The 20,935-nt window shown below is 74.2% G+C and carries 19 protein-coding genes, 1 tRNA gene and 1 riboswitch; of the genes, 10 read left to right on the forward strand and 10 right to left on the reverse strand.

Annotated elements, in window-relative coordinates; translation table 11 throughout:
- Positions 1-275 precede the first annotated feature (275 nt).
- The gene (locus tag ACFZAT_RS07910; protein ID WP_391261736.1) at positions 276-800 is read right to left on the reverse strand and encodes a DoxX family membrane protein; all 525 of its coding nucleotides are present in this window, start codon (positions 798-800) and stop codon (positions 276-278) included.
- Between the two features lie 236 nt (positions 801-1,036).
- On the opposite strand from ACFZAT_RS07910, the gene ACFZAT_RS07915 reads away from it, so the two are divergent.
- Positions 1,037-3,052: an FAD-dependent oxidoreductase gene (locus ACFZAT_RS07915; protein WP_391261742.1), complete on the forward strand. Its 2,016-nt coding sequence runs from the start codon at positions 1,037-1,039 to the stop codon at positions 3,050-3,052.
- A gap of 43 nt (positions 3,053-3,095) precedes the next feature.
- Positions 3,096-3,632 carry a helix-turn-helix transcriptional regulator gene (locus ACFZAT_RS07920; RefSeq protein ID WP_391261745.1) on the forward strand — a complete coding sequence of 179 codons (537 nt, stop codon included), beginning with the start codon at positions 3,096-3,098 and terminating at the stop codon, positions 3,630-3,632.
- Between the two features lie 43 nt (positions 3,633-3,675).
- Here the strand turns inward: ACFZAT_RS07920 and ACFZAT_RS07925 are convergent, their stop codons facing one another.
- Together ACFZAT_RS07925 and ACFZAT_RS07930 are read right to left on the reverse strand one after the other, a co-directional pair.
- Positions 3,676-4,611 (reverse strand): hypothetical protein, encoded by a 936-nt coding sequence (locus tag ACFZAT_RS07925; protein WP_391261747.1) that lies wholly within the window; start codon positions 4,609-4,611, stop codon positions 3,676-3,678.
- The gene (locus tag ACFZAT_RS07930; protein ID WP_391261750.1) at positions 4,608-5,423 is read right to left on the reverse strand and encodes a phosphatase PAP2 family protein; all 816 of its coding nucleotides are present in this window, start codon (positions 5,421-5,423) and stop codon (positions 4,608-4,610) included. Before ACFZAT_RS07930 ends, ACFZAT_RS07925 begins: the two co-directional genes overlap by 4 nt.
- Before the next feature lie 148 nt (positions 5,424-5,571).
- On the opposite strand from ACFZAT_RS07930, the gene ACFZAT_RS07935 reads away from it, so the two are divergent.
- The 6 genes from ACFZAT_RS07935 to ACFZAT_RS07960 all read left to right on the forward strand — a co-directional run bounded on the left by ACFZAT_RS07935 (position 5,572) and on the right by ACFZAT_RS07960 (position 10,942).
- Positions 5,572-6,201, forward strand: a complete 630-nt coding sequence (locus ACFZAT_RS07935) for a TetR/AcrR family transcriptional regulator C-terminal ligand-binding domain-containing protein (RefSeq protein ID WP_391261753.1) — start codon at positions 5,572-5,574, stop codon at positions 6,199-6,201.
- Positions 6,202-6,409: 208 nt separating this feature from the next.
- Entirely contained in the window at positions 6,410-7,417 is a 1,008-nt protein-coding gene (locus tag ACFZAT_RS07940; RefSeq protein WP_391261756.1) for an SPFH domain-containing protein, read from the forward strand.
- Positions 7,414-8,313 carry a hypothetical protein gene (locus ACFZAT_RS07945; protein ID WP_391261759.1) on the forward strand — a complete coding sequence of 300 codons (900 nt, stop codon included), beginning with the start codon at positions 7,414-7,416 and terminating at the stop codon, positions 8,311-8,313. Before ACFZAT_RS07940 ends, ACFZAT_RS07945 begins: the two co-directional genes overlap by 4 nt.
- A 67-nt stretch (positions 8,314-8,380) precedes the next feature.
- On the forward strand, positions 8,381-8,887 hold the full coding sequence (locus ACFZAT_RS07950) for an NUDIX domain-containing protein (RefSeq protein ID WP_391261762.1): 507 nt from the start codon (positions 8,381-8,383) through the stop codon (positions 8,885-8,887).
- A 50-nt stretch (positions 8,888-8,937) separates the two neighbouring features.
- Entirely contained in the window at positions 8,938-9,432 is a 495-nt protein-coding gene (locus tag ACFZAT_RS07955) for an FBP domain-containing protein (RefSeq protein WP_391261765.1), read from the forward strand.
- A 43-nt stretch (positions 9,433-9,475) separates the two neighbouring features.
- Positions 9,476-9,569, forward strand: a riboswitch (TPP riboswitch).
- Positions 9,560-10,942, forward strand: a complete 1,383-nt coding sequence (locus tag ACFZAT_RS07960; RefSeq protein ID WP_391261768.1) for a cytosine permease — start codon at positions 9,560-9,562, stop codon at positions 10,940-10,942. (Overlaps the previous riboswitch by 10 nt.)
- Before the next feature lie 199 nt (positions 10,943-11,141).
- Here the strand turns inward: ACFZAT_RS07960 and ACFZAT_RS07965 are convergent, their stop codons facing one another.
- From ACFZAT_RS07965 to ACFZAT_RS07980, 4 genes are all read right to left on the reverse strand, one after another.
- On the reverse strand, positions 11,142-12,068 hold the full coding sequence (locus ACFZAT_RS07965; RefSeq protein ID WP_391261771.1) for a helix-turn-helix domain-containing protein: 927 nt from the start codon (positions 12,066-12,068) through the stop codon (positions 11,142-11,144).
- Positions 12,069-12,528: 460 nt separating this feature from the next.
- Positions 12,529-12,657 (reverse strand): LPFR motif small protein, encoded by a 129-nt coding sequence (locus ACFZAT_RS07970; protein ID WP_391261774.1) that lies wholly within the window; start codon positions 12,655-12,657, stop codon positions 12,529-12,531.
- Positions 12,658-12,824: 167 nt separating this feature from the next.
- Positions 12,825-12,898, reverse strand: a tRNA-Pro gene (locus ACFZAT_RS07975).
- A gap of 50 nt (positions 12,899-12,948) precedes the next feature.
- Positions 12,949-15,582 (reverse strand): AAA family ATPase, encoded by a 2,634-nt coding sequence (locus ACFZAT_RS07980; RefSeq protein ID WP_391261777.1) that lies wholly within the window; start codon positions 15,580-15,582, stop codon positions 12,949-12,951.
- Positions 15,583-15,692: 110 nt separating this feature from the next.
- Here ACFZAT_RS07980 and ACFZAT_RS07985 point away from each other — a divergent pair, with 110 nt between their 5' ends.
- Together ACFZAT_RS07985 and ACFZAT_RS07990 are read left to right on the forward strand one after the other, a co-directional pair.
- Positions 15,693-16,223: a DUF309 domain-containing protein gene (locus tag ACFZAT_RS07985; RefSeq protein ID WP_391261780.1), complete on the forward strand. Its 531-nt coding sequence runs from the start codon at positions 15,693-15,695 to the stop codon at positions 16,221-16,223.
- A 43-nt stretch (positions 16,224-16,266) separates the two neighbouring features.
- Entirely contained in the window at positions 16,267-16,638 is a 372-nt protein-coding gene (locus ACFZAT_RS07990; RefSeq protein ID WP_391261781.1) for a hypothetical protein, read from the forward strand.
- A 12-nt stretch (positions 16,639-16,650) separates the two neighbouring features.
- Here the strand turns inward: ACFZAT_RS07990 and ACFZAT_RS07995 are convergent, their stop codons facing one another.
- Genes ACFZAT_RS07995 through ACFZAT_RS08005 form a run of 3 tightly spaced genes read right to left on the reverse strand, consistent with a single transcriptional unit; the run spans position 16,651 to position 20,745 of the window.
- Positions 16,651-17,862, reverse strand: coding sequence for an FAD-dependent oxidoreductase (locus tag ACFZAT_RS07995; RefSeq protein WP_391261784.1), 1,212 nt, complete (start codon positions 17,860-17,862; stop codon positions 16,651-16,653).
- Positions 17,859-19,283 carry an FAD-dependent oxidoreductase gene (locus ACFZAT_RS08000; RefSeq protein WP_391261787.1) on the reverse strand — a complete coding sequence of 475 codons (1,425 nt, stop codon included), beginning with the start codon at positions 19,281-19,283 and terminating at the stop codon, positions 17,859-17,861. Before ACFZAT_RS08000 ends, ACFZAT_RS07995 begins: the two co-directional genes overlap by 4 nt.
- 28 nt (positions 19,284-19,311) lie before the next feature.
- Positions 19,312-20,745 (reverse strand): FGGY family carbohydrate kinase, encoded by a 1,434-nt coding sequence (locus ACFZAT_RS08005; protein ID WP_391261790.1) that lies wholly within the window; start codon positions 20,743-20,745, stop codon positions 19,312-19,314.
- Between the last annotated feature and the right edge of the window lie 190 nt (positions 20,746-20,935).

A 20,935-nucleotide genomic window follows, 5' to 3' on the forward strand; every position in this document is an offset into this window, starting at 1 on the left:
GCCTCATCCGGCAACCCGGGCGCGGAGGCCCGGGCGGACGCCCTCGCGCGGGCCAAGGCCCGAACGCAGACGCCCGAACGCCGACGCGGGCCCCCGACTCGACGGAGCCCCGCCTCATCCGGCAACCCGGGCGCGGAGGCCCGGGCGGACGCCCTCGCGCGGGCCAAGGCCCGAACGCAGACGCCCGAACGCCGACGCGGGCCCCCGGATCGACGGAGCCCCGACTTTCCGGGCCCGGGACACGCCGACCGCTCGCCCGGGCCCAACGGGCCCCCTCAGAACTCCTCAGCCTCCGGCACCCGGGCCCGGGCCCGCCTGCCGACCACCGCCGCGGCCGCCGCCGCGCTGCCGGCGAAGGCCAGGGCGACCATCCACGGCTGGTCGAACACGTGGCCGGTCGCGTGGTCGACGGAGTAGCGGCCGGGGCCGGTCAGGCCGATCGCGGCGGCGGTGAAGCCGAGGAACGCCGGGTACTCGTAGCCACCGCCCTGCGCGAAGAAGCCCGCAGGGGCGTGGACGGCCACCGCGCCCGCCATAGCCCCGGCAGCCGCCGCACCGGCGGCCGGCGTGGCCAGGCCCAGGGCGAGCAGCGCGCCGCCGCCCGCCTCGCCGAGCCCGGCGGCGAGCGCGCTGTGCTTCGGCGGATGGAAGCCCATCGCCTCCATCGCGGCGGTGGTCCCCTCGACTCCCCCGCCGCCGAACCAGCCGAAGAGTTTCTGGGCGCCGTGCGCGGCGAGCACCGCGCCGGTGCCGGCGCGCAGGACGAGCAGACCGAGGTCGTGACGGTTGACGCAGCCCATGAGGGTCTCCGGTGGGTTGTTCCGGGCCCCGCCCGGACGACGCGGGCCCCTCGATTCCGTACGTCACCACTCTCCGCGCCCCACGGAGCACCCGGACCGTGGTGTTACTCCATTCGGGCGACTCACCTCGGGACGTGAGCCGTGACACAGTGCGACGAACGCCATTGTGCAACTTGTTGCACAATGGCGCGGCGCTGGTCTAGAACTGGGGCGACGCCACAGCGAGGAGCCGCCGCATGAGCCCGTATCCGCACCTTCTGAGCCCGCTCGACCTCGGGTTCACCACCCTGCCGAACAGGGTTCTGATGGGGTCGATGCACGTCGGCCTGGAGGAGGTCGAGAACGGCTTCGCACGCATGGCCGCCTTCTACGCCGAGCGCGCCCGGGGCGGCGTCGGCCTCATGGTCACCGGCGGCATCGCGCCCAACGAGCGCGGCTGCTCGTTCCCCGGCGGGGCGAAGATGACCACCGAGGCGGAGGCGGCCGAGCACGCCCGGGTGACCTCGGCGGTGCACGAGGCGGGCGGCCGGATCGCCATGCAGATCCTGCATTTCGGCCGGTACGCGCACCACCCGGACCTGGTGGCGCCAAGTGCGCTCCAGGCGCCGATCAGCGCGTTCGCCCCGCACGCGCTGACCGACGACGAGGTCGAGGCGACGATCGAGGACTTCGCGACGGCGGCGTCGCTGGCCCGGAGCGCGGGGTACGACGGCGTCGAGATCATGGGCTCCGAGGGCTATCTGATCAACGAGTTCATCGCCTCGGCGACCAACCACCGCGAGGACCGCTGGGGCGGCTCGTACGAGAACCGCATCCGCTTCCCCGTCGAGATCGTGCGCCGGGTCCGCGAGCGGGTCGGCGACGACTTCATCATCATCTACCGGCTGTCGATGCTGGACCTGGTGCCCGGCGGGTCGTCCCTGGAGGAGGTCGTGCACCTCGCCCGGGAGATCGAGGCGGCCGGCGCGACGATCATCAACACCGGCATCGGCTGGCACGAGGCCCGCATCCCCACCATCGCGACCTCGGTGCCCCGGGCCGCGTTCACCTGGGTCACCGAGAAGGTGCGCGGCGCCGTCTCCGTGCCGCTCGTGACGAGCAACCGCATCAACACGCCCGAGGTGGCCGAGCAGGTCCTCGCCTCGGGCCGTGCGGACATGGTGTCGATGGCCCGGCCGTTCCTCGCAGACCCGGACTTCGTCGCGAAGGCGGCGGCGGGCCGCGCGGACGCGATCAACACCTGCATCGGCTGCAACCAGGCGTGCCTGGACCACATCTTCAGCGGCAAGGTCACCTCCTGCCTGGTCAATCCGCGCGCCTGCCACGAGACGGAACTCGTCCTGTCGCCGACCCGCACCCGCAAGCGCGTCGCCGTCGTCGGCGCCGGTCCCGCCGGGCTCGCCTGCGCGGTCACGGCCGCCGAGCGCGGCCACGAGGTGACGCTCTTCGACGCGGCCGAGGAGATCGGCGGGCAGCTGAACGTGGCCCGCCGGGTGCCCGGCAAGGAGGAGTTCAACGAGACGCTGCGCTACTTCCGCACCCGGCTCACGGAGGAGGAGGTCGCTCTGCGGCTCGGCACCCCGGTCGGCGCCGGGGATCTCGACGGCTACGACGAGGTCGTGCTGGCCACCGGGGTCACGCCCCGCACGCCCGCCATCCCCGGCGTCGACCACCCGAGCGTCGTCAGCTACCTGGACGTGCTGCGCCACGGCGTGCCCGTCGGCGACAGGGTCGCGCTCGTCGGGGCGGGCGGGATCGGCTTCGACGTGGCGGAGTTCCTGACGGACGGCGGCGAGGAGGCGAGCCTGGACCCGGAGGTGTTCTTCCGGCAGTGGGGTGTCGACACCGGCTACCGCGAGCGCGGCGGCCTCGCGGCCCCGGAGCGCCCGAAGACCGCGCGCACCGTCCATCTGCTCCAGCGCAAGACCAGCAAGGTCGGCGCGGGCCTCGGCAAGACGACCGGCTGGATCCACCGCACCGAGCTGCGCCACCGCGGGGTCTCGATGACGGCGGGCGTCACGTACGACCGGATCGACGACGAGGGCCTGCACATCACGGTGGGCGAGGAGCGGCACGTACTGCCGGTCGACACGATCGTGCTGTGCGCCGGACAGGACCCGCGCCGCGACCTGTACGAGGAGTTGCTCGCCGCCGGCCGCGGAGCGCACCTGATCGGCGGCGCCGACGTCGCGGCCGAGCTGGACGCCAAGCGCGCGATCCGGCAGGGCACGGAGCTCGCCGCCGCCCTCTGAACCGGACGGCCGGGCCCGCCCGGCCGTCCCTAGGATGCACCCCATGTCACTGCCGCACGCGATCCTCACCGCCCTGCTGGAGAAACCGTCGTCGGGCCTTGAGCTGACCCGCAGGTTCGACCGGTCGATCGGTTACTTCTGGTCGGCGACGCACCAGCAGATCTACCGCGAGCTGGGCAAGCTGGAGCAGGCCGGGCAGATCAGGGCGCTGGAGCCCGCGCAGCCTGCTCGGGGGCAGAAGAAGGAGTACGAGGTGCTCCCGGCGGGCCGCGAGGCGCTGTCCGCGTGGGTCGCCCGGCAGGAGGACCCCAGGCAGGTCCGCGATCCGCTGCTGCTCCGCATGCGGGCGGCGGCCGTCGTGGGAGCGCCCGGCCTCGACGCGGAGCTGCGCCGCCATCTGGAACTGCACCGGCGGCAGCTGGCGGAGTACGAGGCGATCGAGGTCCGGGACTTCCCGCCGGAGCGGGACACGCCCGGGGACCGGCTGCGGCACCTGGTGCTGCGGGGCGGCATCGACCTGGAGAACTTCTGGATCGGGTGGATCACCCGCGCGCTGGAGGACGGTCCGGGGCCGGCGTAGGCGGTACGGCTCCGGGCCCCCGTGACTCGTGCAGCGTACGGAGTCAGTCGCGCCCGGCGCCGACCCGGCGACGCTGTTCGCGGCGCGCGACACGCGGGCTGCTGATGACCACCCTCGACGGGGCGGGCGGCGCGGCACCGGCCACCGCCGGCGCCGTCTGCGCCTGGGCGCGGGTCAGCAGGATCACGCCCCGGACCGCCGCCACCGTGCCGAGCAGCGCCGGGACGAGTCCGGCCGGACCGCCCTGGAACCGCTCCCCCAGCAGCGCCAGGCCGATCGCCGCGGCGGCCACCGGGTTGGCGAGGGTGACGACGGCCAGCGGGGCCCCGAGCCCGCCCCGATAGGCGGTCTGGGAGAGCAGCAGCCCGCTCATCGCGAAGGCGGAGACCAGGACGGCGACGATCACCAGGCGCGCGCTGAGCAGCGGTCCGGTGTGGTCGGTCACCGCGACGGTCAGGGTCTGGGTGAGGGCGGACGCGACGCCGGACGTGATGCCGGAGGCCGCCGCGTGCCGCAGCCCGGGGCGGGCGCCGGGGCGGCTGAGCCCGGCGACGAGCGCCATGGTCCCGGCGCCCACGGCCAGCGCCTCGGTCATGGTCAGGGTCTCGTGCGGGGCGGCGCCGCCCGCCGTCGGGAGCAGGGCGCCGAGACCGAGCAGGGTCAGCAGGGTGCCGCGCCACTCGGTGGCCGTGACCCGGCGGCCCGCGGCCCGGGCGCCGAGCGGGACGGCCGCGACCAGGGTCAGCGCACCCAGCGGCTGGACCAGGGTGAGCGGCCCGTACTTCAGCGCGGCCACGTGCAGCAGCGCGCCGCCCGCGTTGAGGCCGACCGCGCACCACCAGGCGCCGCGCCCGAGGAGCCGGAGCGTGCCGGTGCCGGGCGCGATGCGGCCGGCCAGCCGGGCCTGGGCGACCGCCGCGGCGGCGTAGGCGGCGGCGGAGACGAGGGAGAGCGCGACGGCGATCAGGGTGGCGTTCACCGGTGCGCCCCGGAGGCGGCGTACGCGGCGGCGTGCTCCCGCTGCCGCACGACGGACGGCCACGGCTGCGGCGCGCGCACCGGTTCGGCGCGCGGGAGGCGGAGCGCGGCGAGCGACACGGAGAGCAGCGCGGCCACCACGATCGAGTCGAGCCAGTAGTGATTGGCGGTCCCGACGATGACGAACAGGGTGATCGCCGGGTGCAGCAGCCACAGCCAGCGCCACCGGGAACGGGTGGCGACGACCAGGCCGACGCCGACCATGACGGCCCAGCCGAAGTGCAGCGAGGGCATCGCGGCGAACTCGTTGGCCATGGAGTCCGTGGCCGGCTGGGCTCCGTAGACCGAGGGCCCGTACACCCGGCCGGTGTCCACGAGGTGAGTGGCGGCGAGCAGGCGCGGCGGGGCCAGCGGGAAGAGCAGGTGCAGGGCGAGCGCGGCGCCGGTGAGCGCGGCCAGGACACGGCGCGCCCAGACGTAATGGCGGGGGCTGCGCCAGTAGAGCCAGGCCAGGAAGAGCAGCGTGGCCGGGAAGTGCACGGCCGCGTAGTAGGTGTTCGCCAGGTGGATCAGCGTCTCGTTGTGCAGCAGCAGGCCCTGGACGGCGCCCTCGCCGGGCAGATGCGCGGCGCGCTCGGCGTCCCAGACGTGGCCCGCGTTGCGGAACGCCTCGTCCACATGGCCGTTCGCGGCCTGGCGGCCGAGCTTGTAGATCAGGAAGAGCCCGACGACGAGAAGAAGCTCGCGGACCAGGGGCGGGCGGGCGAAGGTGTCCGGCTTCCGATCGGCGGGCTTGGTGCCGGCGTAATTCACCCGGTGCCCCTTTGCTGATGCGCTTCGGCGGACGTCCGCCCTTATCGATACGCCAGTGTACCGATACGGAGGCGTATCGGTACACACGCGTATCGGTACACTGGCGTATCGATGGACCTCGTCGCAGAGTCGCAGAGAGGGAAGGCACATGTCGCCGCAGCAGACCGAGCAGGAGCAGCCCCCCGCGCAGCGCCGCTCGAAGATCACGCCGGAGCGGGCCCAGGAGCTCTACGCCGCCGTGCTCGACATGCTGAGGGAGAACGGCTACGAGTCGCTGACCATGGAGGGGGTCGCCGCCCGGTCCCGCTGCGGCAAGTCGACGCTCTACCGCCAGTGGGGCTCGAAGCCCGAGCTGGTGGTGGCCGCCCTGCACGGCACCCGGCGCGGCGCCCTGCGGAAGATCGACACCGGTTCACTGGCGGGTGACCTGCTGGAGGCGGCGCGGGCCATAGGCGAGGGCGCGGGCCGGGACACCCCGCTGATGCTGGCACTGAGCCATGCGGCGCTGCAGAGCCCGGAGTTGCTGTGCGCCCTGCGCGAGTCGCTGATCCTGCCGGAGATGGCGGCGGTCGACGCGCTCGTACGGCGCGGAGTGGAGCGCGGCGAGGTGGCGCCGGACAATCCGGCGGCGGAGTTCGTCTCCGCACAGCTGCTCGGGGTGATGCGGGCCCGCCCGATGCTGGCCGGCACCCACGCGGACGAGACCTACCTCGTCCGCTTCGTGGAGGGCGCGGTCCTTCCCGCACTCGGCCTGGACGCCCCGGCGTCCGGGTCCTGACAGACGTGGGCCGTCGTCCGAGCGGATGACGGCGGCCCGCCCGCGCCGCACCGTGGGGACGGGGGCGGCGCGCACCCGGCCGGCCGGTGACTTCTCAGAAGTCACCGGCCGTTCGCGTATCCGGCCACCCCCCTTATTCGTCCTCTTGACGATAAGGCGGGATTCTGCTTATCGTCGTCATGACGAAAACGACATCAGGGGGGTCCCCATGGCCGACATCACCCGCCGCTTCGGCTGGCGCCATCTCCGCTCGGCGCCCACCGCGCACATCCGGCACCACAAGCGCGGCACACTGGCCCACGACGGGACGGGGCTGAGCTTCTGGTACCGGTCGCTGAGCGCCGCGCTCTCCGAGGTGCCGGTCAACGACCGCGAGCTGGCCATGGCGTTCCACGCGCGCACCTCCGACTTCCAGGACGTCACGGTCCAGGCCACCGTCACCTACCGGATCAGTGACCCGGCGGAGGCGGCCGCCCGCCTCGACTTCTCCGTCGACCCGGACACCGGTGCCTGGCGCGGCGCCCCCCTCGAACAGATCGCCACCCTCCTCACCGAGACCGCCCAGCAGCACACCCTGGACGTGCTGGCCCGCACCCCGCTGGCCGGCGCCCTGGTCGACGGGGTCGCCGCCGTCCGCGAGCGGGTGGCGGCCGGTCTCGCCGCCGAGCCGAGGCTCCCCGCCACCGGCATCGACGTGGTGGCCGTCCGCGTCGTCGCCATCCGCCCCGAGGCCGAGGTGGAGCGCGCCCTGCGCACCCCCGCCCGCGAGCAGATCCAGCAGGAGGCCGACCGGGCCACCTACGAGCGGCGCGCCGTGGCCGTCGAGCGCGAGCGGACCATCGCGGAGAACGAGCTGGCCAGCCAGATCGAGCTGGCCCGCCGCGAGGAACAACTGGTCGAGCAGCGCGGCACCAACGCCCGCCGGGAGGCCGAGGAGAGCGCCGCCGCCGACGGGGTGCGCGCCGAGGCGGAGGCCGCCCGCACCGTGCGGCTCGCGGGGGCCGAGGCCGAGGCGGCGCGCCAGGTGGGCGCGGCGCGGGCGGAGGCCCAGGCGGCCTGGCTGCGGGCGCACGGCGAGGTGGAGGCGGCGACGCTGCACGCACTGGCGGCCACCCGGCTCGCCGAGAACCTGCCGCAGATCGACAGTCTCACCCTGTCGCCCGACGTGCTCACGGGTCTGCTCAGCAAGCTGGCCCGGCCGGAGGCGGGGGCGTGAGCCTGGCCCCGCGGGCGGTCCTGGTCCACCGCACCACGGAGTACGAGGAACTGCTCGCCCGCCACGGCACGCACGGCCAGGCCGCGTTCGTCCTGGGCGCGCGGGGCCGGTCCATCGAGGAGGTGGCCCGCCGGCACGAGCGGACCCGGCAGGCCCTGGCGGACGTGGCGGCGGCCGTTCCGCTCACCTGGCGGCACTGCCGGGTGGAGCGGGCCGACCTGGACCGGTTCCTGTTCGCGCCCGAGGACGTGGTGGTGGTCGTCGGGCAGGACGGCCTGGTCGCCAACGCCGCGAAGTACCTCTCCGGCCAGCCGGTCATCGGCATCGACACCGATCCGGGACGCAACCCCGGCGTCCTGGTCCGCCACCGCCCGGCCGACGCGGCGGCGCTGATGCGGGCGGCCGTGGCGCCGGGCGGGCGGGCCGACGCGCTGACGATGGTGGAGGCGGTGGCCGACGACACGCAGCGGCTGCTCGCCCTCAACGAGGTCTACCTCGGCCCGCCCGGCCACCAGACGGCCCGCTACCGGCTCGGACCCGACACGGCGGACTCCCCCGCCGAGCCGCAGGCATCCTCCGGCGTCCTGGTCGGCACCGGCACCGGGGCGACCGGCTGGCTCCGCTCGCTCTGGCAGGAGCGCCACAGCACCCTGCCGCTGCCCGGGCCCGCCGACCCCCGGCTGCTCTGGTTCGTCCGGGAGGCGTGGCCCTCGCCGTCGACCGGCACGTCGTTCGTCTCGGGCGAGCTGGGGCCCGGGCAGGGACTGCGGCTGACCGTGGAGTCGGACCGGGTGGTGGTGTTCGGCGACGGGATGGAGGCGGACGCGCTGGAGCTGACGTGGGGGCAGAGCGTACGGCTCGGGGTCTCGGAGATCTCGTTGCGGCTGACGGTGTGAGGCGGGGGCGGACGCGGCATCGCCGTAGGCTCGACGCCCACCGCCCGCCCCCCATCAGAGGAGCAGCATGGCCACCGAGAACCCCCACACCCCGTCCCGTAACAGCCGGCCGCCCGAGGCCCAGGCCGCGCTGGGGGTCGGGGTGATCGTGCAGGACGCGCGGGGCCGGATCCTGCTCGGACGGCACCACAGCGGCACCTGGGAGCTGCCCGGCGGCAAGGTCGACCCGGTGCCGGAGTCCGTCGTGGCGGCGGCCGTGCGGGAACTGCGCGAGGAGACCGGGCTGACGGTCCCGGAGGAGGAGGTCACCGTCTTCGCGATGCTGCACGACGCCCTCGGCGGGATCAACCGCGTGACGATGGCCGCGCTGGTGCGCGTGGACACCGGCACCGCGCGGGTGACCGAGCCGCATCTGATCAGCACCTGGGAGTGGACCCCGCTCGACGCGCTCCCCTCGCCGCTCTTCGACCCGTCCGCGCAGATCCTCGCGACCTGGCGCCCGGATCTCGGCATCCCGCATCCACCCGTGCACCGGCTCACCCTCGCGCCCGAAGTGCCCCAGGTGAGCCCCTAACTGAATTAATCGTTTGCCTAGGGGCCATAGGCAGAGTTAGCTTCGTGGTCATGAAGGCCCTGACCGAGCAGGACATCCGCTCATCGTTCGTGAATTGCTCCAAGGGGGAAGCCAAGCGTCTGCCGCTCCCCCGCGATTTCGAGGAGCTGCCGTGGGACGACCTCGACTTCCTCGGCTGGCGCGACCTGTCCGCGCCGGGACGCAGCTACATCGTCACCGAGCACGGGGGCGAGCCCGCCGGCATCTCGCTGCGCTTCCCCTCCCAGCAGCGCGGCTTCCTGCACCGGAGCATGTGCTCGCTCTGCCTGACCACGCACCCGGGCAGCGGGGTCTCCCTGATGACCGCCCGCAAGACCGGCCCCGCCGGGCGCGACGGCAATTCGGTCGGCCTGTACATGTGCACGGATCTGGCCTGCTCGCTGTATGTGCGCGGCAAGAAGAAGGTGGACTCCGGGGCCCGGTTCAAGGAGAGCCTGACCACGGAGGAGCAGATCGCCCGCACCGTCGGCAACCTCCACGCGTTCGTGACGAAGCTCTTCAGCTGACCCTCGCGACGACATCGGACGGACCGGCGCTATCCTGGCCGCCACACCGGACACGGGGTGCCCCGCACGGGGCTGAGATCACACCCGTCGAACCTGAACCAGTTAGCACTGGCGGAGGGATGTCTCCATGTCGTTGCCGTATGCCCAGGACGAGCGCGCCGCTTTCGGCGGGCGCATGCCCACCGCCCCGGGCGACCTGCGCATCGAGGCGCACGGGATAGCCCCGGTCCCCGAGGACCGGCGTTACGGCGGGGCGGGCCGGCTGTTCACCGTCTGGTTCGCGCCCAATCTGACCATGACCGGCGTCTTCACCGGCACCGTCGGCATCGCGCTCGGCCTGGACTTCGCGACCGCGCTCGCCGCCGTCGTGCTCGGCACTCTCGTCGGCGCCGCGCCGACCGCGTATCTCGGCACCTGGGGCAGCCGTACCGGCTCCGGCCAACTGCCGCTCGCCCAACTGGCGTTCGGACCGGGTGTGGTGCTGCCGGGCGCCCTGCAATGGCTGTCGTCCATCGCCTGGGACGCCCTGATCGGCCTCTTCGGCGGGGACGCGCTGGCGCAGCTGTGCGGCTGGCCGTTCTGGCTCGGGGTGCTGGTCATGATGGCCGCGCAGGGCGCGCTAGGGGTGCTGGGTTACGAGGTGATCCACCGGCTCCAGACCGTCATGACGTTCGCCCTGGCAGCCGCCTTCGCCGTGCTCGCCACGAAGCTCCTGCGCGGGGTGGACCCGGTGACCGCCTCGACCGTGCACGGCGCGGACCGGGCCGGGGCGTTCGTCCTGACCTGCACCATCGCCCTGAGCCTCGCGCTGTCCTGGGCACCGTACGCGAGCGACTTCAGCCGCTATCTGCCGCGCGGAACGTCCCGGACGCGCATGTTCTGGTGCACGCTCGGCGGGATCAGCGCCTCGTTCGCGGCGGTCCAGACGATCGGGCTGTGGGGTGCCTCGGTCTTCACGGACCAGACCGCACGCGGTATCGACTCCCTGCTCGGCGGGGGTGTGCTCGGGGCGTTCGGGCTGCTCGCGGTGGCGCTGGCCGCGCTGTGCAGCAACGCGATGAACGACTACAGCGGTTCGCTGGCGTTGCAGACCATGGGGGTGCGCCTGCCGCGCCCGGTGGCCGCCGCGCTCGCCGCCGCCCTGGGGTTCCCGCTGGTGCTGTGGATGCACGCGGCCGACACGACGGCCCGGTTCCAGAACGTGCTGCTTCTCGTCGGCTACTGGATCCCAGGCTTCGTGGCGATCGTGTCCGTGGACTGGCTGGTCCGCGCCCGGGCCCGGCGCGGCGCCCCCGTCGACCTCGCGGCCGAGCACGCCCGGCCGCGCCCGTGGTGGCCGGCGCTCGCCGCGTTCGCCGTTGCCTTCGCGGCGGCGGTGCCGTTCATGAGCACCGGCCTGTACGTGGGCCCGGTGGCCGAGGCGCTGCACGGGGCGGACCTGGCGTACGGGGTGGCGTTCCTCGTGGCGCTCGCGGTGTACGCCCCGCTGCGGATGCGCCGGGCCCGCTGACTCACCCTTCGGACGAGGGCGGTGTACCGGTCGTCGCGGTAGGCGCCGCTCGTGGAAAGCGTCCCGGGAGACGAAGCCGGGCGTGGGTGCGTGGGCAGCGTACAAAGATCTGCCGGAGGGCGCACCACCGCATCACCGCGCACCCGTTTCAACGGGCGCCGGGACCGGCGGCAGCGCACCGGTCCCGGCGCCCGGTCAGTCAGGGCATCCTGGCCGTTCCCGTCGGCGCGCACTGCATCTGCTTCTCGGACGGAATCTCCCCGCACACGCTCATGGAGTCGAGCGGCGCCTCCTTGGAGACGCCGAGCATCTTGGTGTACGAGTCGTGCTCGAAGCGGATGAGGGCGTCCAGCTCCATCCCCCGGGCGTCCTTGATGATCACCTTGTCGCCGACGGCCCCGCCCTCGATCCGGCCCCAGACCGCCTGGCAGGCGGCGCTGTAGCGCAGTTCGATCTGCATGCCGCGCAGATAGGTGCTCCTGGCGGTCTTCGCGTCCCACTGGCACTCCATGGCCTGGGGATCGTTGCGCCAGCAGGTGTCCGACGCGCACTTGACCTTGATGTCGCCCGCGCCGGGCACCAGGTCCGCGCCCTGCCCGCTCGCCTTCTTGCCCTCGGTACGGGTCGTGGCGTCGTCCGGGCCCCGGTCCGCTCCCGCGAGGTACGGGGAGAGCAGCCCCGTCGCCACCGAGCCCATCAGGGCACCGGCCGCGATGTATCCGATCACCGCACAGCGCCGCCGCCACGAGACACCCGGCCGCTCGCCCGGCGTCCGACCCTCGGCGGCCGCGTCACCGGCGACGGTGGGCGACCCCGCAGCCCTGCCGGGCGCGGCCGGCGCCGGCTCCGTGACCTCTGTTCCGGCCCTGGCCAGCAGGTCGAGCAACGGCTCCGGCGGAGTGCCGGCCACGGCGGCCAGCTGCTCGACCGCCACGGGGGTCGGCAACTGCTTGCCGTTGAGGAACCTCTCCCACGAGGAGCGGCTGTAGTGCGTGCGTCCGGCCAGCCCGCCGAAGCTGAGCTGCGCCCCCTCCTTGATCCTCCGCATCTCCGCGCCCAGTTGTGCGCGTGCCGTTGCCGTGACATTTGGTGCCGGGTTCTTCGGATCCGACTTCGCGTTCGACATGCAAGACCCCCCTCGTCATGTGCGCCCACGCGTCGGCTCCTCCCCCGGACCCGACGCGGCGCGAGGGACACAATAGATCGGGCCTGCGACAGCCCCGCAGCAGCTCAAGCGCGTGGCGCGGCGCGGACCCGGGCCTGCGGCTCCCCCAGGCCACCGAGTGCTTCCGGGCACCCGCGAAGGTCTGCGCGGGTTGCCAGGAAAGGGTGCACGCGATGCCAAGTCCGCTCAGTCGCGCGGCCGGTCGGGGAGGCCGTCGATCCAGCGGGTGACGTCGGGCAGGGAGCGGACGGTCAGCGCGCCGCGGACGATCGGCGGGAAGAAGTCACTCACCCCGGCGCCCCGGCCCGGGCGAAGCTCTGAACAATGATTCGTTACTTCATGACCCCCCGGACATGCCGAAGGGCGGCTCCGGATCTCTCCGGAGCTGCCCTTCGGGTGCCCTTGCGGGGTGCCGGCGCGCTCAGTGGTGGCCGTTGGCGGTGCTCGACGCGCCGCTGAAGAGCCGGGCGACGGCCCGGAAGGGAAGCGTGACCACCGTCGCGATGGCGCCGCCGATGGAACGGAACACATCTGCAATCGCCTTCAGCATGGCTACTCCTCTGTTCGGTCGCACCCCTGCTCCGGAGTGTCGTGGTGCTCTGTAGGCGACCGCGTACCCGGGCTTCCGGCGGAAAAACACCGCGGTGGAGGCCGGACAAAGGCCGAGGGCCGGCTTCGGTGATTCCGAAACCGGCCCTCGTCTGCGACTGCATCCAGTCGGGACGACAGGATTTGAACCTGCGACCCCTTGACCCCCAGTCAAGTGCGCTACCAAGCTGCGCCACGTCCCGCTGTCGCCTGCCCGGTCTCGCCGGGTGGCGGCTGCAGGGAAAACATTACCTCACTCGGTGGACCGGATCGACGCGCGTGCCTGCTGGGCGCGGGCGGCCAGTCCTTCCGCGCCGCAGGCGGTGGCCAGTTTGTGGGCGCGGGCCAGTTCGCGGGGCGAGCGGGCGGCGACTCCGTAGTCGTAGAGGGACTGCGCGAACTCGTAGCCGGAGGGGGACGCCTCCAGGTGGCGGACCGCCTCGCCGAGGAGGTGCACGGACTCCTCCGGGCGCGCGAAGAGGGCCACGCAGCGCAGGGCCTCGCCGATGGCGGTCTCCGTGCCGAACCGCTCCGCGTGGACCCGGGCCGTGTTGGCGAGCTGGGCGGCGCGGCCGGGGTCCTCATCGGCGAGGGCGCGGGCCAGGTCACCGGCCCACGGACCCCAGATGCCGTTGAACCTGCCGCGCGGCTCGAGGGAGCGCCCGGCCGCCTCCAGCTCGGTCACCGCTTCCTTCGTACGGCCTTCGGCCAGCAGCAGGCGGCCCCGGACGCACGGCGCGTCCGGCAGCACCATGGCGCTCGGGTAGGGCAGACCGAAGTCGTACTGGTCGGCGACCTTGCGGGCATCGGGGACCCGGCCCCGGGCGAGCAGGGTGTCGATGAGCAGGCAGGCCGCGTCCCAGTGGACGGGGAGCCCGCTGCCGACGCGGTCCGCGAGGCGCAGTCCCTCGCGCAGGAAGGCCTCCGCTTCGGCGAGGCGGCCCCGGCGGCGGTGGACCAGGCCGAGCAGGGTGTGTGCGAAGGCCAGGTGGGCACCGCTCCAGCCGGAGATCTCGAACGCCCGGACGGCCTCGCCGAACAGTTCCTCGGCCCGGTCGAGCCGGTCCGTGAAGGCGTAGGTGATCCCGACCATGGCGGGGAGCTCGAAGCCCCACTCGGAATCGGTCCAGCCGAGTCCGCGTGCGGGGTGGCCGTCCACGAGGGCGCGCTCGCAGAAGTCGACGATGACCTCGGCGTTCTCGCCGCGCAGCATGGCGTCGAAGGCGCGGAGGGTGAGCAGGGCGCGTTCGGCGTTGTCCCGGCCCTTGAGGTGGTCGGCGTTGGCGGCGAGCCGACGCGAGCGGCCCGGGCCGTCCTCCTCGGTGGCCTGCATGCCCTCCCAGAGGAAGTGGGCGGCCTGGAGCCGCATCAGGCCGGGTCCGGGTGCCGTGCGTTCGGCCTCGGCCGCGAGGGCCAGGGCCGCCTCCTTGAGCTGGTTGTTGTGGGAGAGCGCGGCGGCGAGCCGGAACGTGGCGTCGACCCGCAGCTCGTCCACGAGGCCGGGCATGTCCAGGGCGGCCCGCAGGTGCTGCACGGTGGTGGCCGGGGAGCTGAGCAGCGTCGCACAGCCCAGCTCGTACAGCAGGGTGGCGCGTACGTCGTGGCGCGGCGGCTCTTCGAGCGCGCGCTCCAGGCAGCGCCGGGCGGCCTCCGGGGCGCCGACGGCGAGGTGCTGTTCGGCGGCGGCCCGCAGCTGCGCGACGAGTTCCTGGTCGTCGTCCGGGTGGACTTCGAGCAGGTGACGGGAGGCCGCGGCGGGGCCGAGCCCGGCGTTGGTGATGGCCCAGGCGGCCCTGCCGTGCATCGCGGTGCGGGTGGCGGGCGGGATGGAGCGGTAGACGGCCGAGGCGATCAGCGGGTGCACGAACTCCAGCGGGTCGAAGCCGGTGACGATACGGGCCTCGCGCAGCCGGGCGGTGCAGTCCGCGGCCTCGGCGGAGCTCATCCCGGCCAGCGACGCGGCGACGTCCTGGGAGATCTCGGTGCCGAGGACGGCGGCCGCCCAGGCGAACCGGTTGGCGTTGGTGCCGAGCCGTTCGAGGCGGGCGACGAGGCCGCTGCCCCGGGCGGAGGCGCCGAGTTCGCGCAGGAGCCCGGCGGACTCCTCCAGCGGGACCAGCTCCTTGTCCTGGACCTTGGCGACGAGCTCGACCGCCTCGTACGGGTTGCCGCCGGTGACGGCCCAGACCTCGCGGCAGAACGGGTCGTCGGCGTGCTCGCCGAGGGTGGCGCGGACCAGTTCGGCGGTGGCGTCCGGGGTGAGGGCGCGCAGGGCGACACGGATCTGCGCGGGGTGGCCGTCGGCCGCGCTGCGCGCGGCCTCGCGGGCGGCCAGCTCCTCGGGGCGGTGGGCCTGGACGACCAGCACGCGCAGGTCGCCGAGGCGGGCGGTGAACGAGGCGAGCCAGGCGAGGGATTCGCCGTCCGCCCAGTGGGCGTCGTCGATGATCAGGAGCAGCGGGCGGTGGCTGAGCCGGGAGGCGAGCCGCCGCACGACGTAGTCGAGGCCGTCGCGCACACCCTGCGGATCGGGCTGCGGGCCGGAGGGCTCGGCCAGCCCCAGGGCCGGGGCGGCGCTGTCGAACCAGGGGCCGAACAGGGCCCTCATGTCGTCGGGCGGGAACTGGCCCAGGGCGGGCTGGAGCAGCTGCCGTACGACGTGGAACGGCACCGAGGTGACCGTCTCACCGCCGCGGGCCGACCAGATGGTGCACCGGTCGGCCGCCATGGCCTGGATCTCCTCCAGGAGCGCGGTCTTGCCGATGCCTGCCTCGCCGCTGTAGATCAGCAGCCCGCCGGTGGCCTGTGCCCCGCAGAGCGAGTCGATGGCTTGTGCGGCAGCGGCGAGTTCCGGTTCGCGCTCATAAAGCGGCCGGGACGGCTTCATGCCTACCCTCCCCCAAAGTGGTGACCATGGTGGTCGAGCCTAGTCGCGCGCGGGGTCCCACGGACAGTGGTTCGGACAGTTCGCCGCAGGTGCGGGGCACAATCGGGGGCGTGAACGAGACACGCAGGGACCGGGATTCCGCGGGACGGGCGCACAACGCGCGCCCCCGTGACGGGCTGGGACGCCCGCTGCCGTACGGGGCTCCGGGGGTGGAACGCCAGCCGGAGGGTGTCGAACGCACCGCCGGTGAGACCGTCCGGGAGGCGCAGCGGCTGCTGGACGCGGGCATGCCGTTCCACGCGCACGAGGTCTTCGAGGACGCCTGGAAGTCGGGCCCCGAGACGGAACGGGAGTTGTGGCGCGGGCTCGCCCAGCTGGCCGTGGGCCTGACCCATGCCGCCCGGGGCAACGCGACCGGCGGGGCGCGGCTGCTGCGGCGCGGCGCGGCGGCACTGGAGGCGTACGGGGCAGGCGAGGCGCACGGGATGGGGCTGGGGGAGCTGACCGGCTGGGCGCGGGAGCTGGCGGTGCGGGTGGAGCGTACGGGCGCGGGGCCGGTGGACGCGCGGGCGGCGGCACCCAGGCTCCGCGAGGAGCAGCCCCGAGGCACAACTCGGCCGGGTTTCGACGGTGTTGGTTGACAACGGCGAACAGGCCGGGGTGGAGCCATTACGATCCCGCCTCATGAGCACTTCTGACCAGGACCGAGCCGTGGACGCCCCGATAGCCGAGGACACCGCCGAGGACGCCGCGGACGACCTTCCGGACGACCTCGCGGAGGGCGAGGACGCCGGCGGGCGCCGGCTGACCCCGCGGCAGGCCAGACGGCTGCGCATCGTGCTCTCCTCGGTCGGCATGGTGGCGATGGCGGTGGTGCTCGGGCTGCGGCTCGCGAGCCGCGCGTCCGTCCTGGTGGTCGGGGTGTACGGGCTGGCGCTGATCCTCTGCGGGATCGTGATCGAGCTGAGCCGCAACGGGCGTACTCGGCTGGGCAGTTGGCTGCTGGCCGTCGGGCTGGCCGCCGCGATCGGCGCGGACTGGCTGCTGATTCCCTGAGCGGTGCGGGGGTCAGGCGGTCCGGATGTGCACCGTGCCGCCGTGGGGGTCGACGCGTCGCAGCCAGTCGGCGGCGAGGGTGAAGGTGCGGCCCGGCGCGACGGACCGCGCCAGGCGTCTACGGTGCAGCAGCGCCCCGTCCTGGCTGACGACGAGCAGGGGTACGGCCAGCCGGCGGCCGGTCCGCAGCAGGAGGCGGCGGCCGCCGGGCCCGGTGAGGTTGGGGGCGATCCACTCCAGCGGGGCGGCGACGGCGAGGGGCGGCCCGCTCACCGGCCAGGCCCCGCCGGCGAGGTGGGCGAGCACCGGGCCCGTGACGGCCCGGCCCTCGCGGGCGGCGGTGGCCGCGCTCTCCCCGCCGCGCAGGAGGTTCCCGACGGCGAAGACCCCCGGCTGTCCGGTGCGGTAGGCGGGGTCGTGCGCGGGTCCCCTGGTGCCGGGGTCCAGCGGGATGCCGCCGCGCCGGGCGAGTTCGTGGTCGGGGATCCAGTCGGCGGTGAAGACCACGGTGTCGCAGGCCAGGGTGGCGGTCCGCCCGTCCGCGTGGCGCACGCGGACGCCGGTGAGGCGGGGGCGGCCGGTCAGGGCGGTGACGGTGGTGCGGGTGAGCAGGGGTGCGCCGCCGGCCGGGCGGACGGCCGCGAAGGGGCGGGGCGGGTGCTCCGTGACGCGGGCGACGAGGTGGACCCCGGCGGTGCGCAGGGTGTCGGCCGCGGCGAGGCTGACGGGTTCGTCGCCGATGACCACCGCGCGGGTGCCGATGCGCTGGTGGTGGAGGTGGACGGACTGCTGGAGTTCACCGGTGGTGTAGACGCCGGCCGGGCGGGTGCCGGGGACGAGCCGGGCGGCGCGGGGGCGTTCGCGGGCGCCGGTGGCGAGGACGACGGCGCGGGCGGTGATGCGTTCCAGGCCGTCCGGGCCCGTGGTGTCGAGGGTACGGGGCCCGGCCCAGCCGGTGACCGTGATGCCGGTGCGGAGCGTGGCGCCGGCCGCGCGTGCCTCGGCCGCACAGCGCAGGGCGTACACGGGACCGGTGAGGTCGCCGCTCGCGCGCGTACCGAATCCGCCGTGGACGCAGTGCCTGGGGATGCCGCCCGGTGCCTGGTCGCGTTCCAGGACCTCGACGCGCCGCACCCCGGCGGCGGCGAGACCGGCCGCCGCCGCGAGGCCGGCCGGTCCGGCGCCGACGACCAGCACGTCGACGAGGTGTTCGCGGCGGGTCATGGGCGGGCCCCCTCGATCCGGGCGCGGAGCTCGGCCCCGCAGTGGAAGCCCTGGCAGCGTCCGTTGCCGGCCCGGGTCCTGCGGGCGAGCCCCGCGGAGGAGCGCGGCGGGAGCGTCGAGGTGAGGGCGTCGCGGATCTCGCCCTCGGTGACGCGCTCGCAGTGGCAGACGACCGTGCCGTAGGCGGGGTCGCGCGCGATCAGGCCGGCGTCGAGGTAGGGGCGGACGTTCCCTTCGCCGAGGTCGGGCAGGGTGGGCGGGGCCGGTTCCGCGGGCTCCCCCGGGTCGAGTCCGGCGCCGGGGAGCAGGGAGACGACGTGCTCGGCGATGGCCATGGAGGCGGTGAGCCCGGTGGAGCGGATGCCGCCGACGGTGATGAGCGCCCGGTCCGGGTGGGCGGTGATCCGGTAGTCCTCCTGGCCGGTGGCGGCTCGCAGTCCGGCGTAGACGGCGGTGACCTCTTCTTCGAGGAGCCGGGGCAGGATGCGACGCCCCTTCTCGCGCAGCAGGGCGAGTCCTTCGGCGGTGGACTCGGTGGCCTCCTTGTCGTCCAGGTCCTCGGCGGTGGGGCCGAGCAGGACGTTGCCGAAGACGGTCGGTGCGACGAGGACGCCCTTGCCGGCGGCGGTGGGGACGGGCAGCAGGATGTGGTGGACCAGGTCGCGGGCGAGCTTGTCGAAGACGATGAGCTGGCCCCGGCGCGGGCGCACGGTGAAGGTGTCGAGGCCCAGCAGCAGGTCGATGGCGTCGGCGTGCAGCCCGGCGGCGTTGATCAGCAGGCGGGTGCGCAGGGTGCCGCGGGCGGTGGTGAGGGTGTGCAGGCCCCCGGTGTACGCGATGTCCTGGACGGGGCAGTCCAGGTGGAGGTGGACCCCGGCCCGGACGGCCTCGGTGGCGTAGGCGAGCGGGGTGGTCCAGGGGCAGATGACGGATTCGTCGGGGATCTCCAGGGCGCCGAGCGCGCCGGGCCCGAGGTGCGGTTCGCGCGCCGCGGTCTCCTCGGCGTCCAGCAGCCGGGCCGCCCGGTATCCGTTGCGTTCGGCCTTGGCCGACAAGGCGGGCAGCGCTTGGAGTTGTTCCCGGTCCCAGGCGACGAGGAGGGCGCCGACGCGTGCGACGGGGATGCCCGTGCGGGCGGCGTACGCGGAGAGCAGGCGCTGCCCCTCGCGGACGAGGCGGGCCTCCAGGGTGCCGGGGGCGGCGTCGAACCCGGTGTGCAGGATGGCGGTGTTGGCCTTGGAGGTGCCGTTGGCGATGTCGTCCGTGGCCTCGACGAGGGCGGTACGCAGAGGGTGATGGCCCAGTGCGCGGGCGATGGCGGTGCCGACGACTCCGGCGCCGATGACGGTGACGTCGTACGACGGGCCGTCGGGGAGCGGGTCTCCGGCGCGGGTGACGGTGGGCGGTTTCGCGGCTACCACGTCGGGCCTGTCCGGTGGGTCCGCGTGCTCACGACCGCTCCAGCAGCGCGCGCACCGCCGCGCGGAAGACGCCGAGGCGTTCGGCCGCCTCGTCCGGGCCGATGCGTGGTGCGTAGACCGCGGCCGGTTTCCAGTCGGGGACGGCCCGGGCGAGCGGGAGCGTGGGGTCGGCGCCCATGCGGGCCACCGCGCCGACGCCGAGCGCGGTGACATCGGGGAGCGCGGACACCTCGACCGGGCGTTGCAGCAGGTCGGCCTGGGTCTGCATGAGGAGGGCGGAGCGGGTGAGGCCGCCGTCGACGCGCAGGACGGACAGCGGTGTGCCCCGGTCGGCGGTGACCGCGGCGGCCAGCTCGACCACCTGGGCGGCGATCCCCTCGCACAGGGCGCGCACCAGGTGCCCGGCCGAGGTGTCCAGGCCGAGCCCGGTGACCGAGCCGCGCAGGTCGCTCCGCCACCAGGGGGCGGCGAGGCCGGCGAGTGCGGGGACGAAGGTGACGCCGCCGGAGTCGGGGACGGTGGCGCCGACCGGGTCGAGGTCGGCGGCGCCGGCGATGACTCCGAGCTCGGTGAGCCAGCGGACCGCGGAGGCCGCCGTGTAGACCTGGCCGTCCAGGCAGTAGCTGGTGCGCCCGGCGAGTCGCCAGGCCACGCAGCCGACCAGCCCGCCGGTGCTGCGGCGCGGGGTGGTGCCGGTCCCGGCGAGGAGGAACGCGCCTGTCCCGTAGGTGCACTTGGCGACGGACGGGTCGGAAGCGCTCTGGGCGAGCAGGGCCGCCTGCTGGTCGACCAGGAGCCCGGTGAGCGGGAGTTCGCCGCCGAACACCCCCGTCGTACCGAAGGCTCCGGCGGCGTCGGTCACGGCGGGCAGCCGCTCGTCGCCGAGCCCGTAGGCGTCCAGGGCGGCCGGTGACCAGGCGACGCGGTCCAGGTCGAGGAGCTGGGTGCGTCCGGCGGTGGCGGCGTCCGTGACGAAGGCGCCCGTGAGCTGGTGGACGAGCCACGCGTCGCTGGTGGTGACGACGCCCTCGCGGGTCCGTTCGCGGCGAATCCAGGCCATCTTCGGGGCGGCGAAGTAGGGGTCGAGAGGGAGTCCGGTGAGTTGTCGCAACTCTTCGCCGCGGGGCGCGAGTTCCGCGCAGATCCCCGCGGCGCGGCGGTCCTGCCAGACGATCGCCTCGGTGAGCGGCCGCCCGGTGTCCGGGTCCCAGGCGAGGACCGTCTCGCCCTGGTTGGCGAGCCCGACGGCTTGGACGGCGCAGCCCGACTCGGCGAGGGCCTGCCGGCCGGCGGCGACGACCGATGCGAGTAATTCGGCCGGGTCCGTCTCGACGGCTCCGCCGGGGCCGTACCGGGGCCGCACGGCGGCGGAACCGGAGCCGGTCACGCCGCGCTCGGGACAGATCACCAGTGCTTTCGTTCCCGATGTGCCCTGGTCGATTGCCAGCACCGGGCCTGTCATCGGTTCTCCAGCGGTACGCGGGCCGGGGCCCGAACGGAATCGTGATCTTCGGTCGCGGCCACCCAGAGTGGTGCAGCCCAGCGGCTACGTCAAGCACGCTCCGGCCGTATGTCCGGAACCGGTCGAGGGTGGCGCGGAGCTGCCAACACGAGTAAACGGTAAGCGACTTGGGTGGAATCAATGATTCGTT

This window comes from Streptomyces sp. NPDC008163 (assembly GCF_042956885.1).
In the GTDB taxonomy this organism is placed as follows: Bacteria; Actinomycetota; Actinomycetes; order Streptomycetales; family Streptomycetaceae; genus Streptomyces; species Streptomyces drozdowiczii_A.